This window comes from Allorhizobium undicola ORS 992 = ATCC 700741, assembly GCF_000621665.1.
GTDB lineage: Bacteria > Pseudomonadota > Alphaproteobacteria > Rhizobiales > Rhizobiaceae > Allorhizobium > Allorhizobium undicola.
Map to the genome: position 1 here is coordinate 110,016 of NZ_JHXQ01000006.1, position 24,962 is coordinate 134,977.

The 24,962-nt window shown below is 56.5% G+C and carries 18 protein-coding genes and 1 pseudogene; 9 read left to right on the forward strand and 10 right to left on the reverse strand.

Translation table 11 applies throughout. The annotated features are described in order from the left end of the window. Window positions 1-105: 105 nt before the first annotated feature. From T424_RS0108910 to T424_RS0108940, 7 genes are all read left to right on the forward strand, one after another. The gene (locus T424_RS0108910; protein ID WP_027487416.1) at window positions 106-2,202 is read left to right on the forward strand and encodes a bifunctional rhamnulose-1-phosphate aldolase/short-chain dehydrogenase; all 2,097 of its coding nucleotides are present in this window, start codon (window positions 106-108) and stop codon (window positions 2,200-2,202) included. A 148-nt stretch (window positions 2,203-2,350) separates the two neighbouring features. Next, complete coding sequence (rhaI, locus tag T424_RS0108915) at window positions 2,351-3,643, forward strand: L-rhamnose catabolism isomerase (RefSeq protein WP_027487417.1); 1,293 nt, start codon at window positions 2,351-2,353, stop codon at window positions 3,641-3,643. Window positions 3,644-3,731: 88 nt separating this feature from the next. Continuing rightward, window positions 3,732-4,454: a DUF1003 domain-containing protein gene (locus T424_RS20600; RefSeq protein ID WP_084268455.1), complete on the forward strand. Its 723-nt coding sequence runs from the start codon at window positions 3,732-3,734 to the stop codon at window positions 4,452-4,454. 880 nt (window positions 4,455-5,334) lie between these two features. After that, window positions 5,335-6,873 (forward strand): sugar ABC transporter ATP-binding protein, encoded by a 1,539-nt coding sequence (locus tag T424_RS0108925; RefSeq protein ID WP_084268447.1) that lies wholly within the window; start codon window positions 5,335-5,337, stop codon window positions 6,871-6,873. A gap of 28 nt (window positions 6,874-6,901) precedes the next feature. After that, window positions 6,902-7,930, forward strand: a complete 1,029-nt coding sequence (locus tag T424_RS0108930) for an ABC transporter permease (RefSeq protein ID WP_027487419.1) — start codon at window positions 6,902-6,904, stop codon at window positions 7,928-7,930. A 607-nt stretch (window positions 7,931-8,537) separates the two neighbouring features. Further along, window positions 8,538-9,083 carry a TetR/AcrR family transcriptional regulator gene (locus tag T424_RS0108935; protein WP_245269496.1) on the forward strand — a complete coding sequence of 182 codons (546 nt, stop codon included), beginning with the start codon at window positions 8,538-8,540 and terminating at the stop codon, window positions 9,081-9,083. Between the two features lie 87 nt (window positions 9,084-9,170). Next, window positions 9,171-9,560 (forward strand): acyl-CoA thioesterase, encoded by a 390-nt coding sequence (locus T424_RS0108940; protein ID WP_027487421.1) that lies wholly within the window; start codon window positions 9,171-9,173, stop codon window positions 9,558-9,560. A gap of 102 nt (window positions 9,561-9,662) precedes the next feature. Here T424_RS0108940 and T424_RS0108945 read toward each other — a convergent pair whose 3' ends face one another. Both T424_RS0108945 and T424_RS0108950 read right to left on the reverse strand, forming a co-directional pair. Next, entirely contained in the window at window positions 9,663-10,133 is a 471-nt protein-coding gene (locus T424_RS0108945) for a chemotaxis protein CheW (protein WP_027487422.1), read from the reverse strand. A gap of 207 nt (window positions 10,134-10,340) precedes the next feature. Beyond that, window positions 10,341-11,672 (reverse strand): MFS transporter, encoded by a 1,332-nt coding sequence (locus T424_RS0108950; RefSeq protein WP_330217727.1) that lies wholly within the window; start codon window positions 11,670-11,672, stop codon window positions 10,341-10,343. A gap of 229 nt (window positions 11,673-11,901) precedes the next feature. Between T424_RS0108950 and nagA the strand changes: the two genes are divergently transcribed. Further along, window positions 11,902-13,122, forward strand: coding sequence for an N-acetylglucosamine-6-phosphate deacetylase (gene nagA, locus T424_RS0108955; RefSeq protein WP_084268448.1), 1,221 nt, complete (start codon window positions 11,902-11,904; stop codon window positions 13,120-13,122). Continuing rightward, window positions 13,119-14,030: an ROK family protein gene (locus tag T424_RS0108960; protein ID WP_027487425.1), complete on the forward strand. Its 912-nt coding sequence runs from the start codon at window positions 13,119-13,121 to the stop codon at window positions 14,028-14,030. Before nagA ends, T424_RS0108960 begins: the two co-directional genes overlap by 4 nt. A 331-nt stretch (window positions 14,031-14,361) precedes the next feature. Here T424_RS0108960 and T424_RS23030 read toward each other — a convergent pair. The 8 genes and pseudogenes from T424_RS23030 to nodQ form a co-directional block, all read right to left on the reverse strand. Next, window positions 14,362-14,533, reverse strand: a pseudogene (locus T424_RS23030) (IS3 family transposase); the annotation flags it as partial. A 160-nt stretch (window positions 14,534-14,693) separates the two neighbouring features. Further along, window positions 14,694-15,188 (reverse strand): nitrogen fixation protein NifX, encoded by a 495-nt coding sequence (gene nifX / locus T424_RS0108970; protein WP_027487426.1) that lies wholly within the window; start codon window positions 15,186-15,188, stop codon window positions 14,694-14,696. Continuing rightward, on the reverse strand, window positions 15,154-16,539 hold the full coding sequence (gene nifN, locus T424_RS0108975) for a nitrogenase iron-molybdenum cofactor biosynthesis protein NifN (protein WP_027487427.1): 1,386 nt from the start codon (window positions 16,537-16,539) through the stop codon (window positions 15,154-15,156). Before nifN ends, nifX begins: the two co-directional genes overlap by 35 nt. After that, window positions 16,536-17,963 (reverse strand): nitrogenase iron-molybdenum cofactor biosynthesis protein NifE, encoded by a 1,428-nt coding sequence (nifE, locus tag T424_RS20610; RefSeq protein WP_051558890.1) that lies wholly within the window; start codon window positions 17,961-17,963, stop codon window positions 16,536-16,538. Before nifE ends, nifN begins: the two co-directional genes overlap by 4 nt. Window positions 17,964-18,255: 292 nt before the next feature. Next, window positions 18,256-19,797, reverse strand: coding sequence for a nitrogenase molybdenum-iron protein subunit beta (nifK, locus tag T424_RS0108985; RefSeq protein ID WP_027487428.1), 1,542 nt, complete (start codon window positions 19,795-19,797; stop codon window positions 18,256-18,258). A 120-nt stretch (window positions 19,798-19,917) separates the two neighbouring features. Then, the gene (gene nifD / locus T424_RS0108990; protein WP_027487429.1) at window positions 19,918-21,417 is read right to left on the reverse strand and encodes a nitrogenase molybdenum-iron protein alpha chain; all 1,500 of its coding nucleotides are present in this window, start codon (window positions 21,415-21,417) and stop codon (window positions 19,918-19,920) included. Between the two features lie 110 nt (window positions 21,418-21,527). Further along, window positions 21,528-22,421: a nitrogenase iron protein gene (gene nifH / locus T424_RS0108995; RefSeq protein WP_027487430.1), complete on the reverse strand. Its 894-nt coding sequence runs from the start codon at window positions 22,419-22,421 to the stop codon at window positions 21,528-21,530. A 367-nt stretch (window positions 22,422-22,788) separates the two neighbouring features. Beyond that, window positions 22,789-24,705: a bifunctional sulfate adenylyltransferase/adenylyl-sulfate kinase NodQ gene (nodQ, locus tag T424_RS0109005; protein WP_027487431.1), complete on the reverse strand. Its 1,917-nt coding sequence runs from the start codon at window positions 24,703-24,705 to the stop codon at window positions 22,789-22,791. Between the last annotated feature and the right edge of the window lie 257 nt (window positions 24,706-24,962).

Consider the following 24,962-nt stretch of genomic DNA (forward strand, 5'->3'; position numbering starts at 1 on the left):
TTATGATCGTTTTTGATTGACATTGAGGCATGTGCTGCGCAATACCAAGCAAAGACCCGCAAGTCTGACCGGCTGCGGACAACCACAATATCGGGAGGATTGCCAATGACGGGCCAGCCCCGCCTGCTCGAAAACCGTTGGGACGACAGCTACGCCGCCACGCTCGATGAGCCTGGAAAACTGCTTTATCGGTCCAACCTGCTGGGCGCAGACAAGCGCATTACCAATTACGGCGGCGGCAACACTTCCGCCAAGGTCATCGAGACCGATCCGCTCACCGGCCAGGACATCAAGGTTCTCTGGGTCAAGGGATCGGGCGGCGATGTCGGCACCATCAAGCTCGACGGTTTCGCGACCCTTTATCAGGAAAAACTGGATGCGCTGAAAGGCATCTATCAGGGCCTACACGACGAAGATCGCATGGTCGGCTTCCTGCCGCACTGCACCTTCAATCTCAATCCGCGTGCCGCCTCCATCGATACGCCATTGCATGGCTTTGTCCCGTTCACGCATGTCGATCACATGCATCCGGATGCGATTATTGCAATCGCGGCATCGAAAAACTCGCGCGAGTTGACGGAAAAGGTATTTGGCGCCGATATTGGCTGGCTTCCCTGGCGTCGCCCCGGCTTCCAGCTCGGTCTTGATCTCGAAGCCTTCGTCAAGGCCAACCCGAATGCCAAGGGCGTCGTGCTGGAGAGCCATGGCCTGTTCACCTGGGCAAACGATGCCAAGGCTTGCTACGAACTGACCCTCGACATCATCAACAAGGCGATCGTCTGGTTTGCCAAGGAAACCGAAGGCAAAGTCATTTTCGGGGGTGCGGTCACAAACAGCCTCGAAGCGTCCGAGCGTCGCGCCATTGCCGCTCGTCTCATGCCGGAAATTCGCGGTCGCATTGGCAAGCAGGAGCGCAAGCTCGGCCATTTCGACGATCAGGACGCCGTTCTGGAATTCGTGAATTCCAGCAACCTCAAGCCACTCGGCGCGCTGGGCACCTCTTGCCCGGATCACTTTCTGCGCACCAAGATCCGCCCGCTGATCCTCGATTTCGATCCGTCCAATCCGGATGTTGAGGCCGTCATTGCCGGTCTCGACCAGGCACTGGAAGATTACCGCGCGGATTACAGCCGCTATTACAATAGCTGCCGCCATGACAATTCGCCGAAGATGCGCGACCCCAATCCGGTCATCTTCCTCATTCCCGGCGTCGGCATGTTCTCCTTTGCCAAGGACAAGGCAACCGCCCGCATTGCCGGTGAGTTTTACGTGAACGCCATCAACGTCATGCGTGGCGCCTCCACCGTCTCCGAATATCAGGGCCTGCCGGAGCAGGAGGCCTTCGATATCGAATACTGGCTGTTGGAGGAAGCAAAGCTCCAGCGGATGCCGAAGCCCAAGAGCCTCGCAGGCCGCGTTGCCTTCATCACCGGCGGCGCCGGCGGGATTGGCCGGGCGACGGCGGAGCGTCTGGCGGCTGAAGGCGCCTGCGTGGTTCTGGCCGATATTGACCAGAACGCGCTTGCCACGACCGAGCAGGATTTTGCAAAACGCTACAGCAGCGATGCAGTCCGCAGCGTCCAGCTGGACGTCACCCGCGAGGACGCGGTTGTCGCAGCCTTTGCGGAAGCCAGCGTTGAATTTGGCGGCGTTGACATTCTCGTTTCCAATGCAGGCATTGCCTCCTCTGCCCCGGTTGAGGAAACGACGCTTGCCATGTGGGACAAGAACATCAATATTCTTGCCACCGGCTATTTCCTTGTCTCCCGCGAGGCCTTCCGCCTGTTCCGGCGTCAGAATATCGGCGGCAACATCGTTTTCGTGGCATCGAAGAACGGACTTGCTTCTTCTCCGAATGCCTCGGCCTATTGCACCGCCAAGGCGGCGGAAATCCATCTTGCCCGGTGCCTTGCATTGGAAGGTGCTGATGCAGGCATCCGCGTGAACACCGTCAATCCCGACGCGGTCTTGCGCGGCTCGAAGATCTGGAACGGCGAATGGCGCGAGCAGCGCGCAGCCTCCTCCAAGATCGAGGTGGACGACCTTGAGGAACATTACCGCAAGCGCTCGATGCTGAAGCTGAATGTCTTCCCCGAAGACATTGCCGAGGCCATTTACTTCCTCGCTTCCGATGCCTCCGCCAAGTCCACCGGCAATATCATCAATGTCGATGCCGGCAACGCTCAGAGCTTCACGCGCTGAACACTCCTGCCTGCGGGAAGGCTCCAGGGCCTTCCCGTCTTTGAAAATACAAACGATAGAACGCATCCTTCGACCATTGATTCGATGGAAATGGCCTATCGCTACGCCCCCTCCGCAGCGGGAGGGATGATCTCTCAGGGAGGAGCCCATGACAGACCTGAAAATCGCGGCTGAACTGATTGCCGCAGAAAACGACAAGCGCGCCTCCGCGCTGAAAAGCGATTACGATGCCCTTGGTGAACGCCTCGCAAGGCAATCCATCGATATTGACGCGATCACCAGCAAAGTCTCTGAATTTTTCGTCGCCGTCCCCTCCTGGGGCGTCGGCACGGGCGGCACCCGCTTTGCCCGTTTTCCGGGTCAAGGCGAACCGCGCAACATCTTCGACAAACTGGAGGATTGCAGCGTCATTCACCAGTTGACGCAAGCCACGCCCACCGTCTCGCTGCATATTCCGTGGGACAAGGCCGACCCCAAAGACCTGAAGGCAAAGGGCGCATCACTCGGCCTCGGCTTCGACGCCATGAATTCAAACACCTTCTCCGATGCTCCGGATCAGGCGCATTCCTATAAATTCGGCTCTCTCAGTCATGTCGATGCCGCCACACGCCGTCAGGCCGTCGAACATAACATCGAATGTATCGAGCTTGGCAATGCCATCGGTTCCAAGGCATTGACGGTCTGGGTCGGCGACGGCTCGAATTTCCCCGGCCAATCGAACTTCACCAGGTCCTTCGAGCGTTATCTCGATGCGATGCGCGACATCTACAAGGCGCTGCCGGATGATTGGCGGCTGTTCTCCGAACACAAGATGTACGAACCCGCTTTCTATTCCACGGTGGTTCAGGATTGGGGAACGAATTACCTCATCGCCCAGACCCTGGGTGACAAGGCGCAATGCCTCGTCGATCTCGGCCATCACGCACCCAATACCAATATCGAGATGATCGTGGCGCGCCTCATCCAGTTTGGAAAACTGGGTGGTTTCCACTTCAACGACTCGAAATATGGCGATGACGATCTGGATGCCGGTTCGGTCGAGCCCTATCGCCTCTTCCTCGTTTTCAACGAACTGGTGGATGCCGAGTATCGCGGCGTGAAGGGTTTTCACCCGGCACATATGATCGACCAGAGCCATAACGTGACGGACCCGATCGAAAGCCTGATTTCCAGTGCCAACGAAATCCGCCGCGCCTATGCACAGGCACTGCTGGTCGATCGCAAGTCGCTGGACGGTTATCAGAATGATAACGACGCGCTGATGGCATCCGAAACGTTGAAACGCGCCTATCGTTGCGATGTCGAGCCAATTCTCGCCGAAGCGCGCCGCCGTCACGGCGGCGCAATTGACCCGGTCGCCACCTATCGCGCCAGCGGCTACCGCGCAAAGCTTGCCAAGGAACGGCCAGCGGTAAAAGGCGGCAGCGGCGGAATCGTCTGAAGCTGACGGACACGCTTTCGGAAAACATGATTCCTGAATAGAATTGGGATGCCGGCAAGAGCTGGCATCCCTTTTTCCGGAGTTCGTCGTGACCGTCATCCGTCCGTCTAAAAATGCCAAGGGTGGCATTTGCTGCCTTTGTAAAAAGCATTTCGAGCGCAGGTTCCTCCACGCCGTGGATGCACAACGCCCCGCACTTGCAGAAATGATCCACGCAGAGATCGGCCCAACCGAACCCGACGCGCTTGTGTGCGAGAATGATCTCGCCCGCTTGCGGCGCGAGGCCATTTCCAAAATGCTGGAAGACGAACGCGGCGAACTATCAGAACTCGACCAGCGGGTCATTCATGATCTGGGAACCGGCATCTCCACGGTCCAGCAAATCGCCCAGGAAAAAGATCAGACAATCGGTTTTGGCGACCGGGCCGCAGACGCCGTTGCAAGTTTTGGCGGCTCCTGGGCCTTCATCCTGCTTTTCATCGGCATTCTCGTGGCGTGGATGATTCTCAATACCGTGATTCTCGCCTCCAACGCCTTCGACCCTTACCCCTTCATACTTCTTAATCTTGTTCTCTCTTGCGTTGCAGCACTACAGGCGCCCATCATCATGATGAGCCAGCGGCGCCAGGAGGAGAAAGATCGAAAACGCGCCGAAAACGATTACATGGTCAATCTGCGCGCCGAACTTGAAATCCGTCAACTTCACGAGAAAATCGATCATCAGATGGCCCGGCAATGGGAGCGGCTGGCAGAAATGCAGCAAATTCAGATCGATCTGCTCGAGGCCGGACACAATCGTCGTAACCAGTAACGACCGTTACGCCAGCTTTATCTCGGCATCGCGGGTGCGGCATTGATTTCCTTCGTTGCGGAATCTTTTATTAGCATCTTTTAATTTTTAAGTAAGGAAATCGAGCTAGGGTTGCAATTACAGGGATCGGATTGTTGCCTGCCTCCCCTCGGGCCCTGGCGCATCCCTTCACATCCTTGTGGCCACCCGGGCTGTTCCCCTAGCAGTTCGGGACAAATTTCAGCACCGTGCCCCCCGCACGGTGCTTTTTTTTGCCGCCTTTCCAATACCCAACACGTCATACGCCCCCTTTAGAGCCGGAAATTCCTCAATAAATAGAATGGAAATTCCACAGCGTCTTTTCCCCATATTGCTGATTTTGCGGGAAATCCGCCGCTTTTTGCGGCTAAATCAGAGCAACCCATTGACGGCCACAGCGGAAAATGGAATAAATTGTCTGCGAAAAGGGTGGCGCGGTTCTTTTGTTCTGGAAGCAGTGCCGCCCGTCAGGTTTGCCGGATTGAGGAGCAATCTTGCAAGCGGGAAGGTGACGTGGGGAGCGTCGGGAGCGGAGGATGCAGATTGTGCATATTTCGTTGTCTGGTTTATTTTGCTCACATGCCAGACAGGCGGCGTGCGGGCGGTCTGCCCATTTAAACCTGTTCTGCTTGTAAATCCTGCAACGGTTTTTTCTATTCGGTTCTGCCGGGAGGCGGGACCGCGCAGGTGTCTAGTTTTGACAAAGGCGCTCGCCTAACGCCAGGGGGCACGGACCCTCTGAACAACAGCCGTAAGGCGTGATTTGGGGCAGATACGGTCCGCCCTTGTCCGCAGGCCGGCAAAGTGGAATGCTTGCAATCCACCTCCGCAACAAGGAGGAGAGAGCATAAGGGAGGGTAAGATGGTCAGTCCGACAACGATGGCAGCCGTGCGCAAAAGCGGCGCCGTGCCTAACAGCGAATTTCTTCTGTCCGCGGAGGGAGTGCGAAAGGAATTTCCCGGCGTTGTCGCGCTGGATGACGTGACCTTCAAGCTGAAGCGCGGCTCGGTCCACGCGCTGATGGGCGAAAATGGCGCGGGCAAGTCAACACTGATGAAAATTCTTGCCGGTATATACCAGCCGGACAAGGGCCAGGTTCGCCTCAAAGGCGTTGACATCGAGCTGAAATCGCCGCTCGACGCGCTGGAGAACGGCATCGCCATGATCCATCAGGAACTCAACCTGATGTCCTACATGACCATTGCCGAAAACATCTGGATTCGCCGCGAACCGCTCAATCGTTTCGGCTTCGTCGATCACGCAGAAATGCGTCGTCGCACCGAGGCGCTCTTTACCCGGTTGAATATTTCCCTCGATCCGGAAATGCCGGTCGGCGAATTGTCTGTCGCGAACCGTCAGATGGTGGAAATCGCCAAGGCCGTCTCCTACGAATCCGACGTTCTGATCATGGACGAGCCGACTTCGGCTTTGACCGACCGTGAAGTCGAGCATCTTTTCCGGATTATCCGCGACCTGCGCTCGCAAGGCATCGGCATCGTCTACATTACCCACAAGATGAACGAGCTTTTCGAGATCGCCGACGAATTCTCGGTGTTTCGCGACGGCAAATATATCGGCACCCACGCATCGAGCGACGTGACGCGAGACGACATCATTCGCATGATGGTTGGGCGCGAAATCACGCAGATGTTCCCCAAGGAGGAAGTTCCGATCGGTGATGTGGTTCTTTCTGTCAAGAACCTGACCCTTGACGGGGTGTTCCGGGATGTGTCCTTCGACATTCGCGCCGGCGAAATCCTCGGCCTTGCCGGGCTGGTCGGCTCTGGCCGATCCAATGTTGCCGAAACCTTGTTCGGGGTCACGCCTGCAACCTCTGGAACCATCGAAATCGACGGCAAGCCTGTGGTGATGGACAATCCAGCGACAGCTATCCGCAACCGCATGGCTTTTTTGACGGAAGACCGCAAGGACACGGGCTGCCTGCTGATCCTTGATATTCTCGAGAACATGCAAATCGCGGTTCTGCATGACAAGTATGTCAAGGCGGGCTTTGTCGAGGAAGGACGTCTGGCCGCTGATTGCGAGGAAATGTCTCGCAAGCTTCGCGTCAAGACACCCAACCTCTCCGAGCGCATCGAAAACCTGTCCGGCGGCAATCAGCAGAAGGTGCTGATCGGACGCTGGATGCTGACCAATCCGCGCATACTGATCCTCGATGAACCTACCCGCGGCATCGATGTCGGCGCAAAAGCGGAAATTCACCGCCTCGTCTGCGAAATGGCTCGAAATGGCGTGGCCGTGCTGATGATTTCCTCGGAAATGCCCGAGGTTCTCGGCATGAGCGACCGCGTCATGGTCATGCATGAGGGCCGCGTCACCGGCTTCCTCGACAGGGCAGAGGCAACACAGATCAAGGTCATGGACCTCGCTTCGCGTTGAGCGGCGAAAAAATGACAGGGAGGACAAAATGAGCAACGAAACCGCCACTTCCGCAGCGGCTACAGCCGCCGACAAGCCCCAGAAGCGCCGTATGCCGCAAGAGGCCAGCATCCTGCTGGTTCTCGTTGGCATCGCTCTTCTCTACGAACTGCTGGGCTGGGTCCTTATCGGACAGAGCTTCCTGATGAACCAGCAGCGCCTGACCATCATGATCCTGCAAGTTTCCGTCATCGGCATCATCTCGGTCGGCGTGACGCAGGTCATCATCACCGGCGGCATCGATCTGTCGTCTGGCTCGGTCGTGGGCCTCACCGCCATGATTGCCGCCAGCTTTGCGCAAAGCTCCACCTGGGGCCGGGCGCTGTATCCGTCGCTGACCGATCTTCCTTTCATCGTGCCGATCATCATCGGTCTGGCTGTGGGCCTCGCTGTCGGCTACGTTAACGGTCAGTTGATTGCCCGCACGAAGATCCCTCCCTTTATCGCCACGCTCGGCACCTATGTTTCTGCTCGCGGTCTTGCGAAATGGTATACCAAGGGTCAGCCGATCTCCGGCCTCTCGGATAGCTTCAACTTCATCGGCACGGGCGCCTGGCCGGTCGTCGTCTTCCTCGTGGTTGCGATTATCTTCCACGTTGCGCTGCGTTACACCCGTTATGGCAAGTTCACCTACGCCATTGGCGCCAACATGCAGGCGGCGCGGGTTTCGGGCATCAATATCGAGTCGCATCTCGTGAAGGTTTATGCCATTGCCGGTCTTCTCGCTGGTCTTGCCGGTATCGTAACGGCAGCCCGCGCGCAGACGGCTCAGGCCGGCATGGGTGTCGGTTACGAACTCGATGCCATCGCCGCAGCCGTCATTGGTGGAACCTCGCTCACCGGTGGTGCGGGGCGTATCACCGGCACCGTCATTGGCACCGTCATTCTTGGCGTTATGACCTCAGGCTTTACCTTCCTTCGCGTGGACGCCTACTATCAGGAAATCGTCAAGGGCATGATTATCGTCGCTGCCGTTGTGGTGGACGTCCATCGTCAGAAGAAGCGCAAGACCCGCTGACACTGCCCGTCTTGAAATTTTGATTGGCCCGCCGCCTACCAGCGGCGGGCTTTTTTTTCTGCATAACTCCTTAAATCGGAATCGATTTAAGGTGAAAATTATGCTGCAGATTTAAAGTGTTACAGCGTCCTTCGTGCGTTTGATAAAACGCACGGCGCTGTAATTGCGTCCCTCGAACCGAACCTTACAAAACTCTTCTTTTTAAACTCTGAACCGCCCGGTCCGAAGGGCTTCGCCCGTGTGCCAGCGCGCTACATGACCCAAAGTTAATTCAGCAGAGGTCTTTGCTTGGATAGGCTTCGTCTGTAATAAATTCGCAGAAGAACCTACGGCCTCCCCTCATATCATTTTAACTTTATTAGTATTGCTCCTTTCATGAAACTCTCCCTTTCTTTGGCGAGGCCCTCGTGTTGACGGGACGTCGTCGCGTCCGGAATAGACCAGCCGAAACGCCAGCAGCTGGGATCATCGCTGCCCCGAGGTTGGTCACACGCCACCGTTGGGGCAAGTCCTGATGACAAAATCCCCCCAAGGCCAGGGTGTCGCATCCACGCCCGCATCGAGCGGCCGTTTACGAAAATCAGCCAAAGAACGGCGTGATAGCATCATGGATGCGGCCAAAAAGCGCTTCCTGTCAGAGGGCTTTCAGTCCACCTCGCTGACCGATATAGCGCGGGATGTGCATCTTTCCCTTGCCGGGCTTCTCCATTATTTTCCCACCAAGGTCGATCTTTTGCTTGCTGTCCTCGACGAGCGCGACAAAGAATACGAGCCCTTTTTGAAGGAAGGGACGTTGAATTGGGTTGAATTCATCGCGCTGCTCAAGACCGTCAATCGACGCAACATGGAGACGCCCGAAATCATCAGGGCTTTCTCGCTATTGAATGCCGAGAGCCTGCTTGATCACCATCCCGCGCGCCGCTGGTTCTACAATCGTACCCTGCAATTGCGCGATCATATGGCCTATGCGCTGAACCGGGGCGTGGAAGCCGGGGAGTTGCGTCCCGACATCGATCCACAGGCATTGGCCACAGAGATCATTTCCATTATGGACGGTTTGCAAATGGTGTGGCTGCGCCTTCCCCAAAGTACTGATATGGGGGTCATTTTCGAGGCCTATCTCGACCGGTTGATGAAGTCATCGCAGGCTTAAAGCAGTTTTGGAAAACGTGACGACACTTTTGCTGGAAATGCTCTATATGGCAATTGCCCCAAATACTGACCTGAGAGATTGACAAATATGAGTGCACGTGAAGACGGACCGCAAGGCGAACTGACGCTGCGAACCCTTGCGATGCCGGCAGATACCAATCCGGCCGGCGACATTTTTGGTGGATGGGTTCTCGCGCAAATGGATGCGGCCGCCGGTATTCGCTCGGCGGAATGCGCCCGCGGACGCACTGTGACTGCCGCCCTGCGTGAGGTCAGCTTCAAAAGCCCCGTCAAAGTCGGCGATACGGTTTGCATTTACACGAGTGTTACGAATATAGGCCGCTCGTCGATGAACCTCTATGTGGAGTGCTGGGTGCGTCGCCAATATTCCGAAGAGCGCCAAAAAGTAACGGACGCCCATTTCATCATGGTCGCGCTTGACGGACAGGGGAAGCCACGCGCCGTCAAATCCGCCTGACGCGAGGCCAAACGCTGGAGCGCTCAAACCACCGGCAAGCACAAAACGCCGTGCGAGCTTAATCGGCACGCCAGAGGCATTCGGCCTGAAGTTCGTCCAGGATCAGGCCACCATGCCCCATTCGGCAGCATCGTCATCACCGAACATGCGTTCCAGATTCAGGAAGCAAATCATGCTTTGCCCCTGAGCGATAATACCATCTGAGAAGGCTGCACTGGGACCGGTCGCCTGCGGAAGCGGCTGCAATCGATCAGCAGGCACGGTCAGAATATCGGAAACGCCATCCACCAGAAGACCGATGGTCATGCCGTTGACATCCGTGACGACGATTGCGCTGCGCTCGCTTGCCTCGGTATTGGCCATGCCGAGCTTCACCGCGAGATCGACGATGGGAATCACGGTTCCACGCAGGTTCATGACGCCGATGACTTCATAGGGCGCGTGGGGAATTGGCGTAACGGGTGCCCAGCCGCGAATTTCACGGATTGAGGTCGTCTTCACACAGAATTCCTGATTGTGAAGCCGGAAGGCAATGATTTCCAATGCATCTGCCTGACCAACAAAAGACGTCATCTGCTACCTCCGGCATACGGACCGAAAAAGGGTTGGCTCTAAGTTCAAAGGCAATAATAGCTGCGCAACCCTGCGGCACGCTGGATTCCCTTCGCACTACTCAGTTTAAGCAGCAGACACTTAAAAATCAGTAATGGAAATTGCTCAATGCGGACCATAGTCGCAATCTCTATTATCTTGCAGCAAGTCCAGCGATACGGGCAGACTTCAGGGATCATGCCCGGCTCGATGGCGGCCGCCAAAGCGCAAGTGCTGCGGCTTCTCGAGATAAATGAGTGCCGCTATTCCGCATAACCCGGCAAAGGCTGCGAGCAATGCTGTCCCTGAATAGGTGCTTAGAGATGTACCGGCCGCAAACAATAAGGAACCGAAACCGGCGCTGGCGAAAATATTGATTGCAATAAGCGAACTCCCCAGCCCGGGCCGATCGGCCAGCAAATTCTGAAGATAGCTGATGGGAATGGAAATAATCGCCCCGGCCCCCAAGCCAGCAACCGGTGTCAGGGCATAGACATGCCATGGCGCACGCGCATAGCCAAGCAGGCAGAGATAGACACAATAGACAAGGCCGCCAAGCACCAGCACATGCACGCTGGAACTGTGCCGCTCCAAGGTACCCCATAGCAGGATGAATGGAATTTCCAAGAAGGCGATCAACCCTACGATAATACCGACATCGCTTGGCCCGGCACCGGCAGGCCCTGTAATTACCAGTGGCAGAACGATACCGCTGATATGCATCATTGCGGAAATCAATGCGATAGCAACCACCCGCTTCAGTAACCACGGTCTGGAAACCTGCCTGAGTGAAGCAATGAAGGAAAGGCGCGACGGCCTGTTGCGCACGGTATCGGCCTTCGGCAAGGCGAATAAGAACAGCACGCAGCAGATAGCTGCACCAAGGCAGGCAATGAGGAAAGCAGGCAGCATAGAGGTCCGCCCTGCAAGAGCAAATCCCACCAGACCCGGCACCAACACCCATGATGCCGAAATCACGGCGCGCACAGTGGAATTGACGCCGATCAGCTCGCGAACCGTGAGCTCATCACAGGCTGCCCGGATATTTGCGAAGATGAGAGAATTGAGCGCACCGTAAACCGGAACCATGAAAATTACGGCACTGACGAAAATTTCTGCCTGCGGAAACAAAAATACCATCCCGTAACCCGCAACACCAAACAAGCTAATAACAATCATCGCGCCGCGAAATTGACCGCACCGGTCTGCAAGAATACCCATAACAATACTGGTGGCCACATTTACACAGGAGGCCATAAAAATCAAAAATGAGTAGCGCGTATTGCTTAAGCCAAGCTCGTGAATACCGATGATCGACAAATAAGGAACTGTTGTTGCACTACACAGGCCGAAGAAGAAAATGGCAATTGCGCTTACTCTCAGCGCTGGCAATCGAAGAATGAGAGAGAGGCTGGGCGACATGACGGGAATCGGGGCTTCGAAGCGATGGAGGATCAGGGCATACGTTACGAATACGACATTTCCGCGCCTGCCCGTTTCGGTCAGCCCGTAAAAGTTCAATACTTCGAACTCCTTCTTCTACGCCTTTCAGGAGAGAAAGCTACGCTATCCTTTTCTTTCGACATGGAGCGCTTGCCTCTCCTCGGTTTACTCTGGATTATGCCCTCAAGACTCCATGTCCTTGACTGTATAACAGCTCGCGTCTGCATTATCCGCCTTGCCGATTGCGCACGCGCGCTACTCCCGTCACAATGGCGGCACCCACCCGGCAAACCGATAGTGGATCATAATGAATATAGATGATTTCCCCCCTGAAGCCGGAAGCGGCCTGCTGCGGCGTTTTGCCATAAGAGCGGCGCTGATTTTCGACGGTGATAACTTCCTACAAGGCCACGCCCTAGTCCTTCGCGAGGGCTTGGTGGAGGGGCTTGCCCCCTGGAGCAACATACCCGAGGACCTACCGGTTTTCGATGCTCCAGATGCACTTCTGACGCCAGGTTTCGTCGATCTACAGGTCAATGGCGGCGGCGGCGCGCTGTTCAACAACCAGCCGACACTGAAAGGCATCCGTCGCATTTGCGAAACGCACGCGCGCTACGGCACCACCGCGCTTTTGCCGACGGTGATTACCGATCGGCCGGACATCATGAAAGCCTGCATGGCAGCAGGCTCGGCGGCCCTGGCGGCAGGCATTCCCGGCTTTCTGGGCCTGCATCTGGAAGGTCCACATCTTTCCCTTGTCCGCAAGGGTACACATCATCCCGCCCTCATTCGGGAGATGTGCCCGGAAGATCTCGATTTCTATATTGGCAGCTCCGGTAATTTCGGAAAGGCGCTCATTACCATCGCGCCTGAAAATGTGTCGGAAAGCCAGGTTACGGCGCTCGTCAATGCGAGATTTGTCGTCAGCCTTGGTCACACTGACACATCGTTCGAAATCGCCCGCCGATATGTCGGCGCCGGCGCCAGTATGGTCACGCATCTCTTCAACGCCATGAGCCAGATGGGCAATCGCGAGCCAGGCCTTGTGGGTGCCGCACTGGCCCTAGGGGAAGTTTCCTGCGGATTGATTGCCGATGGTTTTCATGTGGACCCCACCAGCATGTCCATCGCCCTGCGCGCGAAACAAGGCCCCGGACGGGTTTTTCTGGTAACGGATGCAATGAGTACGATTGGCACGCAGAATAGGCGCTTCGAGCTGAATGGCCGGACGGTTTATCGCCGCGAAGGACGACTAACGCTTGCGGACGGAACGCTTGCAGGCGCGGATATCGACATGCTCTCCTGCTTGCGCTTTGTTCATCGAAAGCTTGACGTGCCGCTTGGCGAAGCGCTCAACATGGCAAGCCTTTATCCGGCTGAGGCCCTAGGCGTCACTGACAGGGGCAAGCTCGCGCCCGGCAGGCAGGGCGACTTTCTGGTTTTGTCGCCCGACCTTGAGCTGCACTCCACATGGATTGGTGGACGCTGCATCTACAAGCAAAAGATGCAGAGAGGATATGCGTCGTGATCGTCTGTTTCGATATTGGCGGCACGGCCATCAAGGGTGGCCATGCCTACGCTTCCCAGGATATCCGCGCCCTGCCCCGTCTACCGACACCCGCCAATGATTTCGAGGCCTTCACGGCCTGCCTGCGGCAGGTGATTGGTGCGGCGGAGGCAAAGCCCCGGCAGATCGCATTATCGATCTGCGGCATCATTGATGCGCAGACAGGCAAGGCTGTTATTGCCAATATTCCCTGCCTCCACGGCAGAGCCCTTCAGGAAGATTTGGAAGCGGCCCTCGGCCTTCCGGTATTGATTGCCAATGATGCTGACTGTTTCGTTCTTGCCGAGGCAGAGCTTGGTGCAGGTCGTGGCCATTCCGTCGTGTTCGGCATCATTCTCGGAACGGGCGTAGGCGGCGGGCTGGTTGTCAACGGTGCGCTGATCAATGAGCATGGCGGATTTGCGGGGGAATGGGGCCATGCACCCGTTGCAGCGACATCTGCGGGCACTCCACCGGCAAGCCTGCCGCGTTTTCAATGCGGTTGCGGCCAGCACGGCTGCATTGATGCCACATGCAGCGCCCGCGGCATGGAACGCCTGCACCAGCATCTGCATGGCGAAATGCTTTCCAGCGAAAATATCGTTCAGGGCTGGATAGCCGGTGACGAGGCCTGCAAGCGTAGCATAGACGTATACGTTGATGTGCTTTCCGCCCCGCTGGCGCTTTGCGTCAACCTCACTGGAGCCACCATCATTCCGGTTGGCGGAGGGCTTTCTAATGCAGTGCCACTGCTGGAAGAAATCGACAAAGCGGTACAGGCTCGTATCCTGAGGCCTTTCGGGCGTCCGCTCATCGTGCAGGCACAATGCCGCATGGAACCCGGTCTGATAGGCGCCGCCCTTGCAGGCCTGCGGGCAAGTCGGGCCTAAACCCAAGGGTCATTGAAAATGACACTTCGTATTCCCTTTTCGAATATCTCAAGTCTCAGACGCAGTTGAGATATTGGAAATACCTTCAAGGCGAGGATGCGTTAGCATCTTCGAGCCTTGGTATTAGAGCATAATCCGACCGGAGTGAAACGAGGATCGACAAGATTATGCTTCAAAAATAAAACGTTAGAGCACCGAGCTGATTCAATCAAATCGAAAAGCGCTCTACTGCCTAATCCCTTAAATCGGAGTCGATTTAAGGGATTACAGCGTCATTTTTGCGTTTAATAAAACGCACGGCGCTGTAATGCCTCAATGAGAGCGGCGTGAACTCTCGCTCAAAAGCCTTCATCTTCCCGGCGAGGCCACTCCGCAAGTTTGCTCGTTTGCCGCTGTCCACCGCCGTCTTCTTCACCCATTCATGCAAGATAGCTGGAGAGCCATCCATCTTGGCCAAACCCCATGAAACGGCCCCATTGCGCCGGTTGTTCTGCCTTGTAGTCCGGCAAACCCGGTGCACCCCATCGAATTTGCCTTCCCACATTCCATAGCTGTCCTGTGGCCGACCAGGCGAATGAGACATTTGCTAAAAGAGTTGGCAAGGACCATCTCGTCCGCGTTGACAGCACGGCTGACCAAGGCGTCCGATGGTGGTGTCATCGTTCAGTCCTCATCGTCAAAGGGCGTCTTTTTAATGGCAGCTGCTTCCGTCAGCACCTTGCGCAGCCAAGGCGGAGGAGCCGACTTGAGCATGTTCTGTATTCGCGACAGTACACCTTCTATAGATTGAACGTTCGGCACTTTGATTGGATGGATTTTTGCCGAGACAACCTTGGCCGCGGAGGGGCCGCCGATCGCCAGACAAAACAGCAGATGGCACCCCTTCAACGCCTCCACCTTCAGGGTGATGCGGTCATCGCTCTCGGTTCGGTGCTTCCCGCTCTCGTCGGAAATATTCTCAAAGGCAACCGCTTCCACGAAATTCCAGCCATCGGATGTCACGTCATAGACCGCAAAGTGCTTGGCAGATCCAAAATGGGCGTTGAGACTCTTCATATCTTGCGTGGCGATCGCTACGCGCAATGAACCGGTTTTCTCCTTCGGCCTCTGTGTATGAATCCCGTCAGTGACGAGAGAAAGTCGGCGGGCAGCTGTCATCTGGCATTTCCCTGTTACGGAACGGATCGAGTGACTCTGGCGTTGGCGCGTGCTGGCTGGCCTGGAAGATGTTCGCGACATCGAAAATCAGGTCGCGCGTGCCCCGATAAAGAATCGTAAGCTTGTGCTGACTTCCGAGACGATCGAAAATGGGAAAGCCGACGCGCATGAGCGGAATCCCAAGGCGTCTGGCCGCCTCGCGTCCGTGCGAGTGGGTGACGAGAAGATCGGCACCCCCGGCAAGATCTTCCAGATCCCCAAGATCGCCGACCTGAACCTGTTCGGCCGGCACTTTCTTCAGAATGTGCGAGGTTGCGGTCGTGGTGACGGCCGCAGTGATTTCGGCACCCATGCTGGTAAAGTAGGTGGCGAGCTGATACAGAAGGTCCGGCTCGGCGGCGATGGCGATCTTCTTGCCGCCGAAATGAAAATGCCCGTCGAGTAAGGCGTCGTGTAACTGAGCGCGACGACGGCGGATTTTCGCAGGCGCTGGCGTTCCGGAAATGGAGGAAAGCAGCGTGATGAAACGATCTGTTTCCGTCAATCCTGTAAGCGACTGAAACAACACATACGAGACTCCGGTCAGCGTCTCCAGCACCTCCGCAGAACGACGCATATGTTCACCGATTGCGATGCACTGTACCGCGGTGCCCAGCTCTTCGATGTCCTTGAGGGTGGTACCGCCATAGGTGGTCGGCACCCAACGATCGTCAGGCACCGTACCGTCAAGCGAGTTGGAGAGATCAGGCAGAATAACCGGCTTGAGATCAAAACTTTCCACCACCTCCCGTAAATGCTCAATGTCAGCAACCGTGAGGTTCCAACCTGGCAGAATGGCGATTCTATTCGGCTGCCGCGCCTGCTCACCGCGCCGTGTAATTCTTTTGATCATGGCTGTGACAGCCTTGGCCCAGCCCTCCTCAATGGAGCCGTTGAAATCTGGAGTGTTGGCCAGCACAATCTCAGTGCCCGCGAGTTCTTTGGCGTGCATCATCTTGATATTCGAAAGATCCCTTGGGAAACCCTCGCCCCGGGTTTCAACCAGCGCCGTGGTACAGATCCCAATCAGCTCGGGGTTCATGCGGTTTTTAAGATTAAGAATTGCCTCTTCCAGATGATCCATCCCGCCGAGGATCGTAGCCACTTCATCCATCGCTGTTGTCTGAAGGGGAACGGCTTCCTTGAAGTGCCGCACGAGAAGCACCAAAGCGAAGCTCGTACAGCCCTGGCTGCCATGAAACAGAGGTATCGCATTCTTGACTCCCAAAAAGGCGAGAGCTGCACCTAGCGGCTGCGAGGATTTTAGCGGATTGACCGCCGCCGATTTCGTTTGAGGCAGGATGCGGGTCATTGGCTTACCTCGAAAGCGGCCTGAACCGCCGGCTGTTGTTGGCTGTCCCATGGTGCCGGTTCCCGCACCTGGCGCCAGATCGGGTTGTGAATGGCAAGGTCAATCTGGCGTACGAGCTCCACCATGCCGTCATAGCCAGCATAAGGGTGCTGACGTTCCTGATTGATATCGAGCCAAGGCGTCCTGGCCTTCAATGCGATGAATTGCGTGCGCCCCCCCGACAGCATGATGTCGGCCTTGTGTTCTGAAAGCATGTCGTAAAGGTCGCGCGCTGCCATCGTCTCGAACATATGGTTCTCGTCCTTGAGGATCTGCTTGAGGCGCTCCTTATCCTCGACCGTCGATTTCTTGACCGAGGTGCCGACGACGTCGACGCCGATCTCCAACAGGGCATGGACGACCGACCAGGACTTCACGCCGCCGGTGTTGAGCAACACGCGCTTGCCTTCAAGCCTCGACCGGTATGCTTCAAGCCTCTTCCACGCAATCGCCTCCTCCCCCGCGATCATGGTCTCCGTGCGCTCGATGAGCCTCGGATCGGCGCCCTTCTGCACAAGCAGCTTGGCAATATGTCTGAGTGCTTCCGAAGTGTCGGTGATACCGTAAAATGAGCCTTCGAAAAACGGGATGTTCCAGCGCTCCTCCATTTTGCGAGCAAGATTGATGAGTGCCGTCGAACACACCATCATAGCCGCCTGTGCACGGTGCGCGGAAGCGATGTCGAGATAACGTGCATCGCCCGGAATACAGGCGCGCACTCGAATGCCGAGCCGGTCGAGCAGCGGCTTCACCCGCCAGAACTCACCTGAAAGATTGAATTCGCCAAGTATATTGATGTCGTAGGGGCCGGCATCGCCTGGCTCAACCGTACCGATGACATGATCGAGCAAGACCTCACCGGCGAGCTTGTTGCCGAGATTTTTGGAGCCGACGAAGCCCGGCGTGTTGACCGGCACCACCGGCAAGCCAAATTTCTCCGCCGCACGCTTGCAGACCGCCTCGATATCGTCGCCGATGAGCGCCGTCACGCAGGTCGAATAGACGAAGATCGCTGGCGGAGCATACTTTTCCTTGATCTCACGGATTGCCTTGAAAAGCTTCCGCTCGCCCTGCCCCATTACAATGTCGAGTTCAGTGAGGTCTGTCGTGAAGCTGGTGCGCCATCGCATTGGCCCCGACGAAGCCGCGCCACGGTTGTCCCAGGAATTGCCTTCGCAGGCGAGCGGTGCATGTATTAAGTGCGCGACGTCGGTGATTGGCTGCAACACGATCTTGGCGCCGTCGAATGCGCAGCCACCGGCCGCCGCCCCTGGGGTCAGCGGCTTCGAGCAGCCTTTCTGGCGTGCCTTTGCATCTTTGGCACGGTTCTTCTCGCAAGCGGGCTCGTTGAAAACATCGCTGATTTTAACATTGAGCGGTAACATTGCGCCGGTTTTTCCAACTCTATCGGGGAAGGCGGCAGCCCTCAGCGAAGGCCAGCCGCTGGTCTTATAGCAAGGCTCGAAGATGCTAACGCATCCAAGCCTTGAAGGGATTTCGAATATCTCAACTGCATCAGAGGCATGAGATATTCGAAAAGGGAATAACAACGGTCATTTTCAATGACCCGTGGTATTAGAGCATAATCCGACCGGAGTGAAAGGAGGATCGATAAGATTATGCTTCAAAAATAAGCCGTTAGAGCGCCGATCTGATTCAATCAGATCGAAAAGCGCTCTAACGGGTGAGGTCAAAGGAATAATCCGTCACACCCGGCTCGCTCGTCTCGCCGTCGAGCTTGTCGAAGATTTTATCGAGGATGGCCGTCAAGACGCGCAGCCCCCCTTGGTAGCCCATGAGAGGGAAGCGATGGTGATGGTGGCGGTCGAAGATCGGGAACATCAGCCGGATCAGCGGCGTGCCAGTATCGCGCTCCAGGTACTTGCCGTAGGAATTGCCGATCAGCAGATCTACTGGCTCGGTGAAGAGCAGCGAGCGCATCGCCCAAAGGTCCTTGCCTGCCCAGACTTGGGCATCCTTGCCGAAAGGCGAGGACTGAAGCAGCTCCTTTATTTCAGCTTCCCAAGCCGGTGTGCCATTGGTGGCAAGGCAGTGGGTAGGCTCACCCCCGGTCTCCATCACGAAACGGGCGACAGCGTAGACGAAATCAGGATCACCGTAGATCGCATACTTCTTGCCGTGCAGCCAGGCTTGGCTGTCAGCCATGGCGTCGACCAGCCGGCCGCGCTCCATGCTGATTGCCGTGGGGATATCTCTGCCGGAAATCCCGGAGACCTTCATCAGGAATTCGTCAGTCGCCTTCACCCCGAGAGGATAATGGAACGAGGCCGTCGCCTGCCCGACGTCTTTGCAATATTCCAACGTCTTGCGGGTGTTATAGTGCTGCAGCGACAGTGTCGCTTCAGCATTGAGTGCCTTCTTCACGTCCGTGATCATCGTGCCGCCGTCATACATGCGATACTTGCCGTCCGAAGGCGTATCGAATTGGTCAGAGGCATCCTGGAGGAAGGTGTAAGACACGCCCATCAGGTCGAGCAGGCGCTTGAGTTCACGGTTGTTGCCGACGCAGAAGCCATCGAAACCCGGAATGATGTTGATCGTCCCAATCGCTATCTTCCGCTTCTGGCCTTTCCAGAAGTGCTCTAGAATGCCTTTGACCATAACGTCATAACCATCGACATGGCTACCGACGAAGGCGGGCGTGTGTGCGAAAGGCACATCAAATTCAGGCGGGACGGAGCCTTCGTTCTTGGCATTCTCGATGAAGCCGTGCAGATCGTCGCCAATGACCTCGGCCATACAGGTGGTCGATACCGCAATCATCTTCGGATCATAGAGCGAATAGGCGTTGGCAAGCCCGTCGATCATGTTCTTCAGGCCGCCGAACACCGCCGCGTCCTCTGTCATAGAAGAGGAAACCGCCGATGAAGGCTCCTTGAAATGCCGCGACAGGTGCGAACGATAGTAGGCAACACAGCCCTGGCTGCCATGAACGAAGGACATGGTACGCTCGAAGCCTGCGGCAGCAAACACCGCGCCGAGCGGTTGGCAGGCTTTGGCGGGGTTAACGACAAGCGCTTCTCGGGCGAGGTTCTTTTCACGATACTCCCAGGTCTTGGTGTACTCCCCTACATCGGCAACGACCTTGTCCGGATGCGGGCATTCAAAATTCGATCTCTTCCCGGCAAGCATCTGCCTGTATTCCGGCTCGCGGAAAAGCGGAGCGTGGTCGAGAACTTTGTCGGCAGACTGCGGCATGGTGGTGACCTCTTTTCAACTGGCGCGCCTACGGCGGCACAGGGGATGTCGAAATGTTTCAGATTCCCCCTGCCTAGGGGGCGAGGATGTTCAGGGCCTCCTTTTTCCAGAGACCTCACTTCATTCGGCTGCGATAGCCATTGGCGGCCCTGCTTTCTTCCAGGGGGCGTCATAGAGGTCCCAGACCGGGCTGTTGACGGCAAGATCCATGTCACGGGCGAAAATGGCGAAGCCGTCATAGCCGTGATAGGGCCCGGAATAATCCCAGGAATGCATTTGACGGAACGGGATGCCCATCTTCTGTACCGGATACTTTTCCTTGATGCCGGAGCCAACGAGATCAGGACGGATCCCCTCAATGAATTTTTCCAGTTCGTAACCGGACACGTCGTCATAGATCAACGTGCCTTCCTTTACATAATGGCCGGTGCGCTGATAATCATCGTTGTGGGCGAACTCGTAGCCTGTGCCAACGATCTCCATCCCGAGGTCCTCGTATGCCGTGACAACGTGGCGAGGACGCAGCCCCCCCACATAGAGCATCACGGTTTTGCCTTGGAGGCGTGGCCTGTATTTATCGATAACGGCATCGACCAAGCGGCGATACCTGGCAATCACCGCCTCGGTCTTGTCTTCGATCGCCGGGCCGAAATGCTTGGCGATGTTCCGCAATGACGCTTCGATCTGTGAGGGGCCGAAGAAATTGTATTCCATCCACGGTATGCCGTATTTTTCCTCCATATGCCGGCAGATATAGTTCATCGACCGATAGCAGTGGATGAGATTGAGTTTAGCCTTGGGTGCCCGCTCCATCTCCGCGAGGGTTGCATCCCCCGACCAGTTGCCGACGACGCGCAGTCCCACCTCTTCCAGGAGAATGCGGGTTGCCCAGGCATCGCCGCCGATATTATAGTCTCCAACAATGTTGACGTCATAAGGGCCAGCCTCGAACTCGGTTTCCGCATTGTCGAGAACCCAATCGCGAATCGAATCGTTGGCGATGTGGTGTCCGAGCGATTGCGAGACACCGCGGAAGCCCTCGCAGCGCACCGGCACGATCGTCTTTTCATGCTCTTTGGCTTTTTTGCGCGACACCGCCTCAATGTCGTCCCCGATTAGCCCGATCGGGCATTCCGATTGGATGGTGATGCCATTGTTCAACGGGAACAGTTCTTCGATCTCGTCGATGATCTTTTCCAGCTTCTTGTCACCTCCGAAGACAATGTCCTTCTCCTGGAAATCGGATGTGAACTGCAGCGTCACAAACGTGTCGATGCCTGTCGTGCCGACATAGTAATTGCGGCGCTGGGACCAGGAATATTGACCGCAACCAACCGGTCCGTGTGAGATATGGACCATATCCTTGACCGGACCCCACACCACACCCTTGGACCCGGCATAGGCACAGCCGCGAATCGTCATCACGCCGGGAATGGATTTGATGTTCGACTTGACGTCGCATTCCGAAAGCACCTCTCCCTCTTTGCCAGCGTTGTCTCCACTCCTCGCTACAGTGAGGTGTTTCTTGCGTCGCTTCGCCGCCTTGTCCGGGTATTGCGAAAGAACTTGTTCGATAAGCTTCTCATGAAGAGCGCTGTCATTCTCATGGTCGAGGCTCATGGACCCTGTTCCCTTTCATGTTTGGTGACGCCTCTCCGACGAGGCGTTGTTTTTCAGGAAGAGCGCGCCGGGGGGGACGCCGGCGCGCTCCTGCCCGGCGGCGGGGGAGGTTATTGACCTGCCGCCAGCGTAGCTTCCTTGGCATGAAGCTCGGCAAGCATCTGCTCATCAGTCTTCATGATGCCGAAGTCGAGCAGCATGTCCTCGAGTTCCTCCATCGTAATTGGGGTCGGGACGGTACCTTGACCGGAATTTGCATGAATCTTCTCGGCCAGCATGCGATATTCCCCAGCCTGCTTCGACTCCGGCGCATACTGGATTACCGTCATCTTCCTGAGTTCGGCGTGTTGGACAATGTTGTCGCGAGGCACGAAGTGAATGAGCTTGGAATTGAGCCTGGCAGCCAGCGCCTCCGCAAGATCGAGTTCGCGGTCGGTCTGTCGCTCGTTGCAGATAAGCCCGCCCAGCCGCACGCCGCCTGAATGCGCATATTTCAAGATACCCTTGGCGATGTTGTTGGCCGCGTATAGCGCCATCATCTCGCCCGACATGACGATATAGATTTCTTGAGCCTTGTTCTCGCGGATCGGCATCGCGAAGCCGCCGCAGACCACATCACCAAGAACATCGTAGGAGACGTAATCGACATCATCATAAGCGCCGTTCTCCTCAAGGAAGTTGATGGAGGTGATGACGCCGCGCCCCGCACAACCAACGCCCGGCTCCGGGCCACCGGACTCTACGCATTTGATGCCTTTGTAGCCGATCTTGAGCACGTCCTCGAGTTCGAGGTCTTCCACAGAACCTTCCTTTGCTGCAAGATGCAGGACCGTGTCCTGCGCTTTCGAGTTCAGGATCAGGCGGGTTGAGTCAGCTTTTGGGTCGCAGCCCACGATGAGGATCTTCTGGTCCAGATCGACAAGAGCCGCGAGTGTATTTTGGGAGGTGGTGGACTTACCGATCCCTCCCTTGCCGTAGAATGCGATTTGACGCAAATCTGACATGTTGCCTTCCTTCCTACGTTCCATCCATCGCGCAATGGCGGTCGGCAGCTTGCGCCGCCTCGTAATGAAGGCATCAAAACTCGTGCCAATTTCGCCGATCAAGCTAAAGGCAAGATTTTTGTGTTAAATTTCAGAAACTTAAGCCTGATCAACAAGGACAGGTTCACGTACCAAGCCTGTGTTGCAGGTTCGACAAAGCCGACACAGATCGGAAGTTTTCCTTGTGCTGAAGGCAGCATAGAATACGCAGAGCACCGACAGCAGTTTTCCGTCCGCGGCTGGCTCAAGGATCCGCCTCGCTTTGGGTCCTGAATGGTCAGCAGCGTAACGCAATGACGGTAGAAGCAAGGACCTTCAGACGCTGCGTTCAAGCAGTTCCCGGATCGCGGTCTTTGTCGTCCTTTCGCCCATAGAGGAACTGCTCGATCCTGAGGGCGAGCTCGATCGGCTCATGTCCGACCGTCTCGATATGAAGTTCCGGTTTTTCAGGAGCCTCGTAGGGTGAAGAAATGCCAGTGAAATTCGTGATCTTGCCGGCCCGGGCCTTTTCGTAAAGCCCCTTGGGGTCGCGACGCGCGCACTCGTCAAGCGGCGTATCGATGAAGATCTCGATGAATTCGTCCTCCTCCATCAATTCGCGCGCCATGCGCCGCTCATCGCGGAACGGCGAGATGAAGGAGACGAGTACGATCAGGCCGGCATCAGCCATCAGCTTGGCGACCTCGGCGACCCGGCGGATGTTCTCGACACGATCTTCCTCGGTGAAGCCGAGGTCGCAATTGAGGCCATGGCGGACATTGTCACCGTCCAGCAGGTAGGTGTGCTTGCCCCGTGTATGCAAAATCCGGTCGAGCGCATTCGCTATCGTCGACTTGCCTGAGCCGGAAAGCCCGGTGAACCAGAGCACGACAGGGCGCTGGCGCTTCATCGCACTGCGAGCGCCCTTGTTTACCTCAAGCGCGTGCCAATGGACGTTGTCGGCGCGGCGCAACGGAAAGTCGATCATGCCGACGCCGACGGTGGCATTCGTCACCCGATCGACGATGATGAAATTACCCGTTGCCCGATTGTACTTGTAGGCGTCGAAGACGATCGGCGCTTGCGTCGAGATATGGCAGACGCCAACCTCATTCATCTGTAGCGACTTCGCCACCTCGCGGAGAAAGCTGTTGGTGTTGACCTGGTGCTGGAGCACCGTCACCGTGGCACTGACGCTATCCGCCTCGGTCCTGAGGATATAGCTGCGATCGGGCAACATCGGGTGGGCGTCGAACCAGATCACATGCGCCTGGAACTTGTCAGCCACAAAGGGTCGCAGGACAGGGGTAACAAGCATGTTGCCGCGGGCGGCATCTACCTCATCCGCAAGCACGATCGTGACCGCCTCGCCCTCCACTGCTGTCTCAAGATTGCCATCACAGGTGACAATCGCCTTGACTGACGAGCGCTGCCCGGATTTCGCGACTGCAACCGGATCACCGACCGAAATCCTGCCAGAAGCGATCTGGCCAGCATAGCCGCGGAAATGCGCGTACGGGTGCGTCACCATTTGAACAGGGAAACGAAACGGCTTCTCCGGGGCAACCGAATCGAGTTCGACCGTTTCCAGATACTCGAGCAGCGTCGGTCCCTGGTACCAGGGCGTGTTCGCAGACGCGGAAATGACATTGTCGCCGTATAGGGCCGAGATCGGGATGGGCTGGACGCTGGCGAAACCCAGTTCCTTCGCAAAAACCATGTAATCGGTAATGATCTCCTCGAAGACCTGCTCACGGAAATTCACAAGGTCGATCTTGTTTACCGCGAGCACGACATGTCGGATACCGAGCAGCGAGGCTATGTAGGAGTGACGCCGGGTTTGCTGAAGGATGCCCTGGCTACCGTTGAGTAGAATCACGGCGAGATCGGCCGTCGAGGCGCAGGTTACTATGTCGCGCGAATATTCCTCCTGGCCCGGTGCATCGGCAACGATGAACTTGCGCTTCGAGGTGGCGAAATAGCAGTAGTTGATAGTGATGCATTGTTCGCACACCGCCTCGAGCCCGTCCAGAAGCAGGGCGCGATCGATCTCATCGCCGTTGGTGCCGCCGGGGGTGCCGACGCGCTCGAGAGTTGCAAGTTGGGTCTCGAAGAACAGTTTGGCATCGTAGAGCAGGCGCCCGACCAGAGTGGACTTGCCATCGTCTACCGAGCCGCAGATCATGAATCTCAGGATCGACTTGCTGCCACGCTCGGCCAGATGCGCCTTGATGTTATACGGCGACATGGATTGAGCATAAGACATCAGAAGTCCCCTCGCGTTTCTTCTTGTCCATCGCTGCCCCTCGTCCTTGTCGATTGATCAATCCCGTCCCGTTTGACGTGCACGAGAAGGAAGGCAAAAGGCAGTTTTGCCGGCTAGAGCGCTTTTCGATCTGATTGAATCAGATCGGCGCTCTAACCTTTTCTTTTCGAAGCATAATCTTGTCGATCCTCGTTTCACTCCGGTCGGATTATGCTCTAGAGCCTCAGACTGAAACTGGAAACGTTACGATGCCCTAC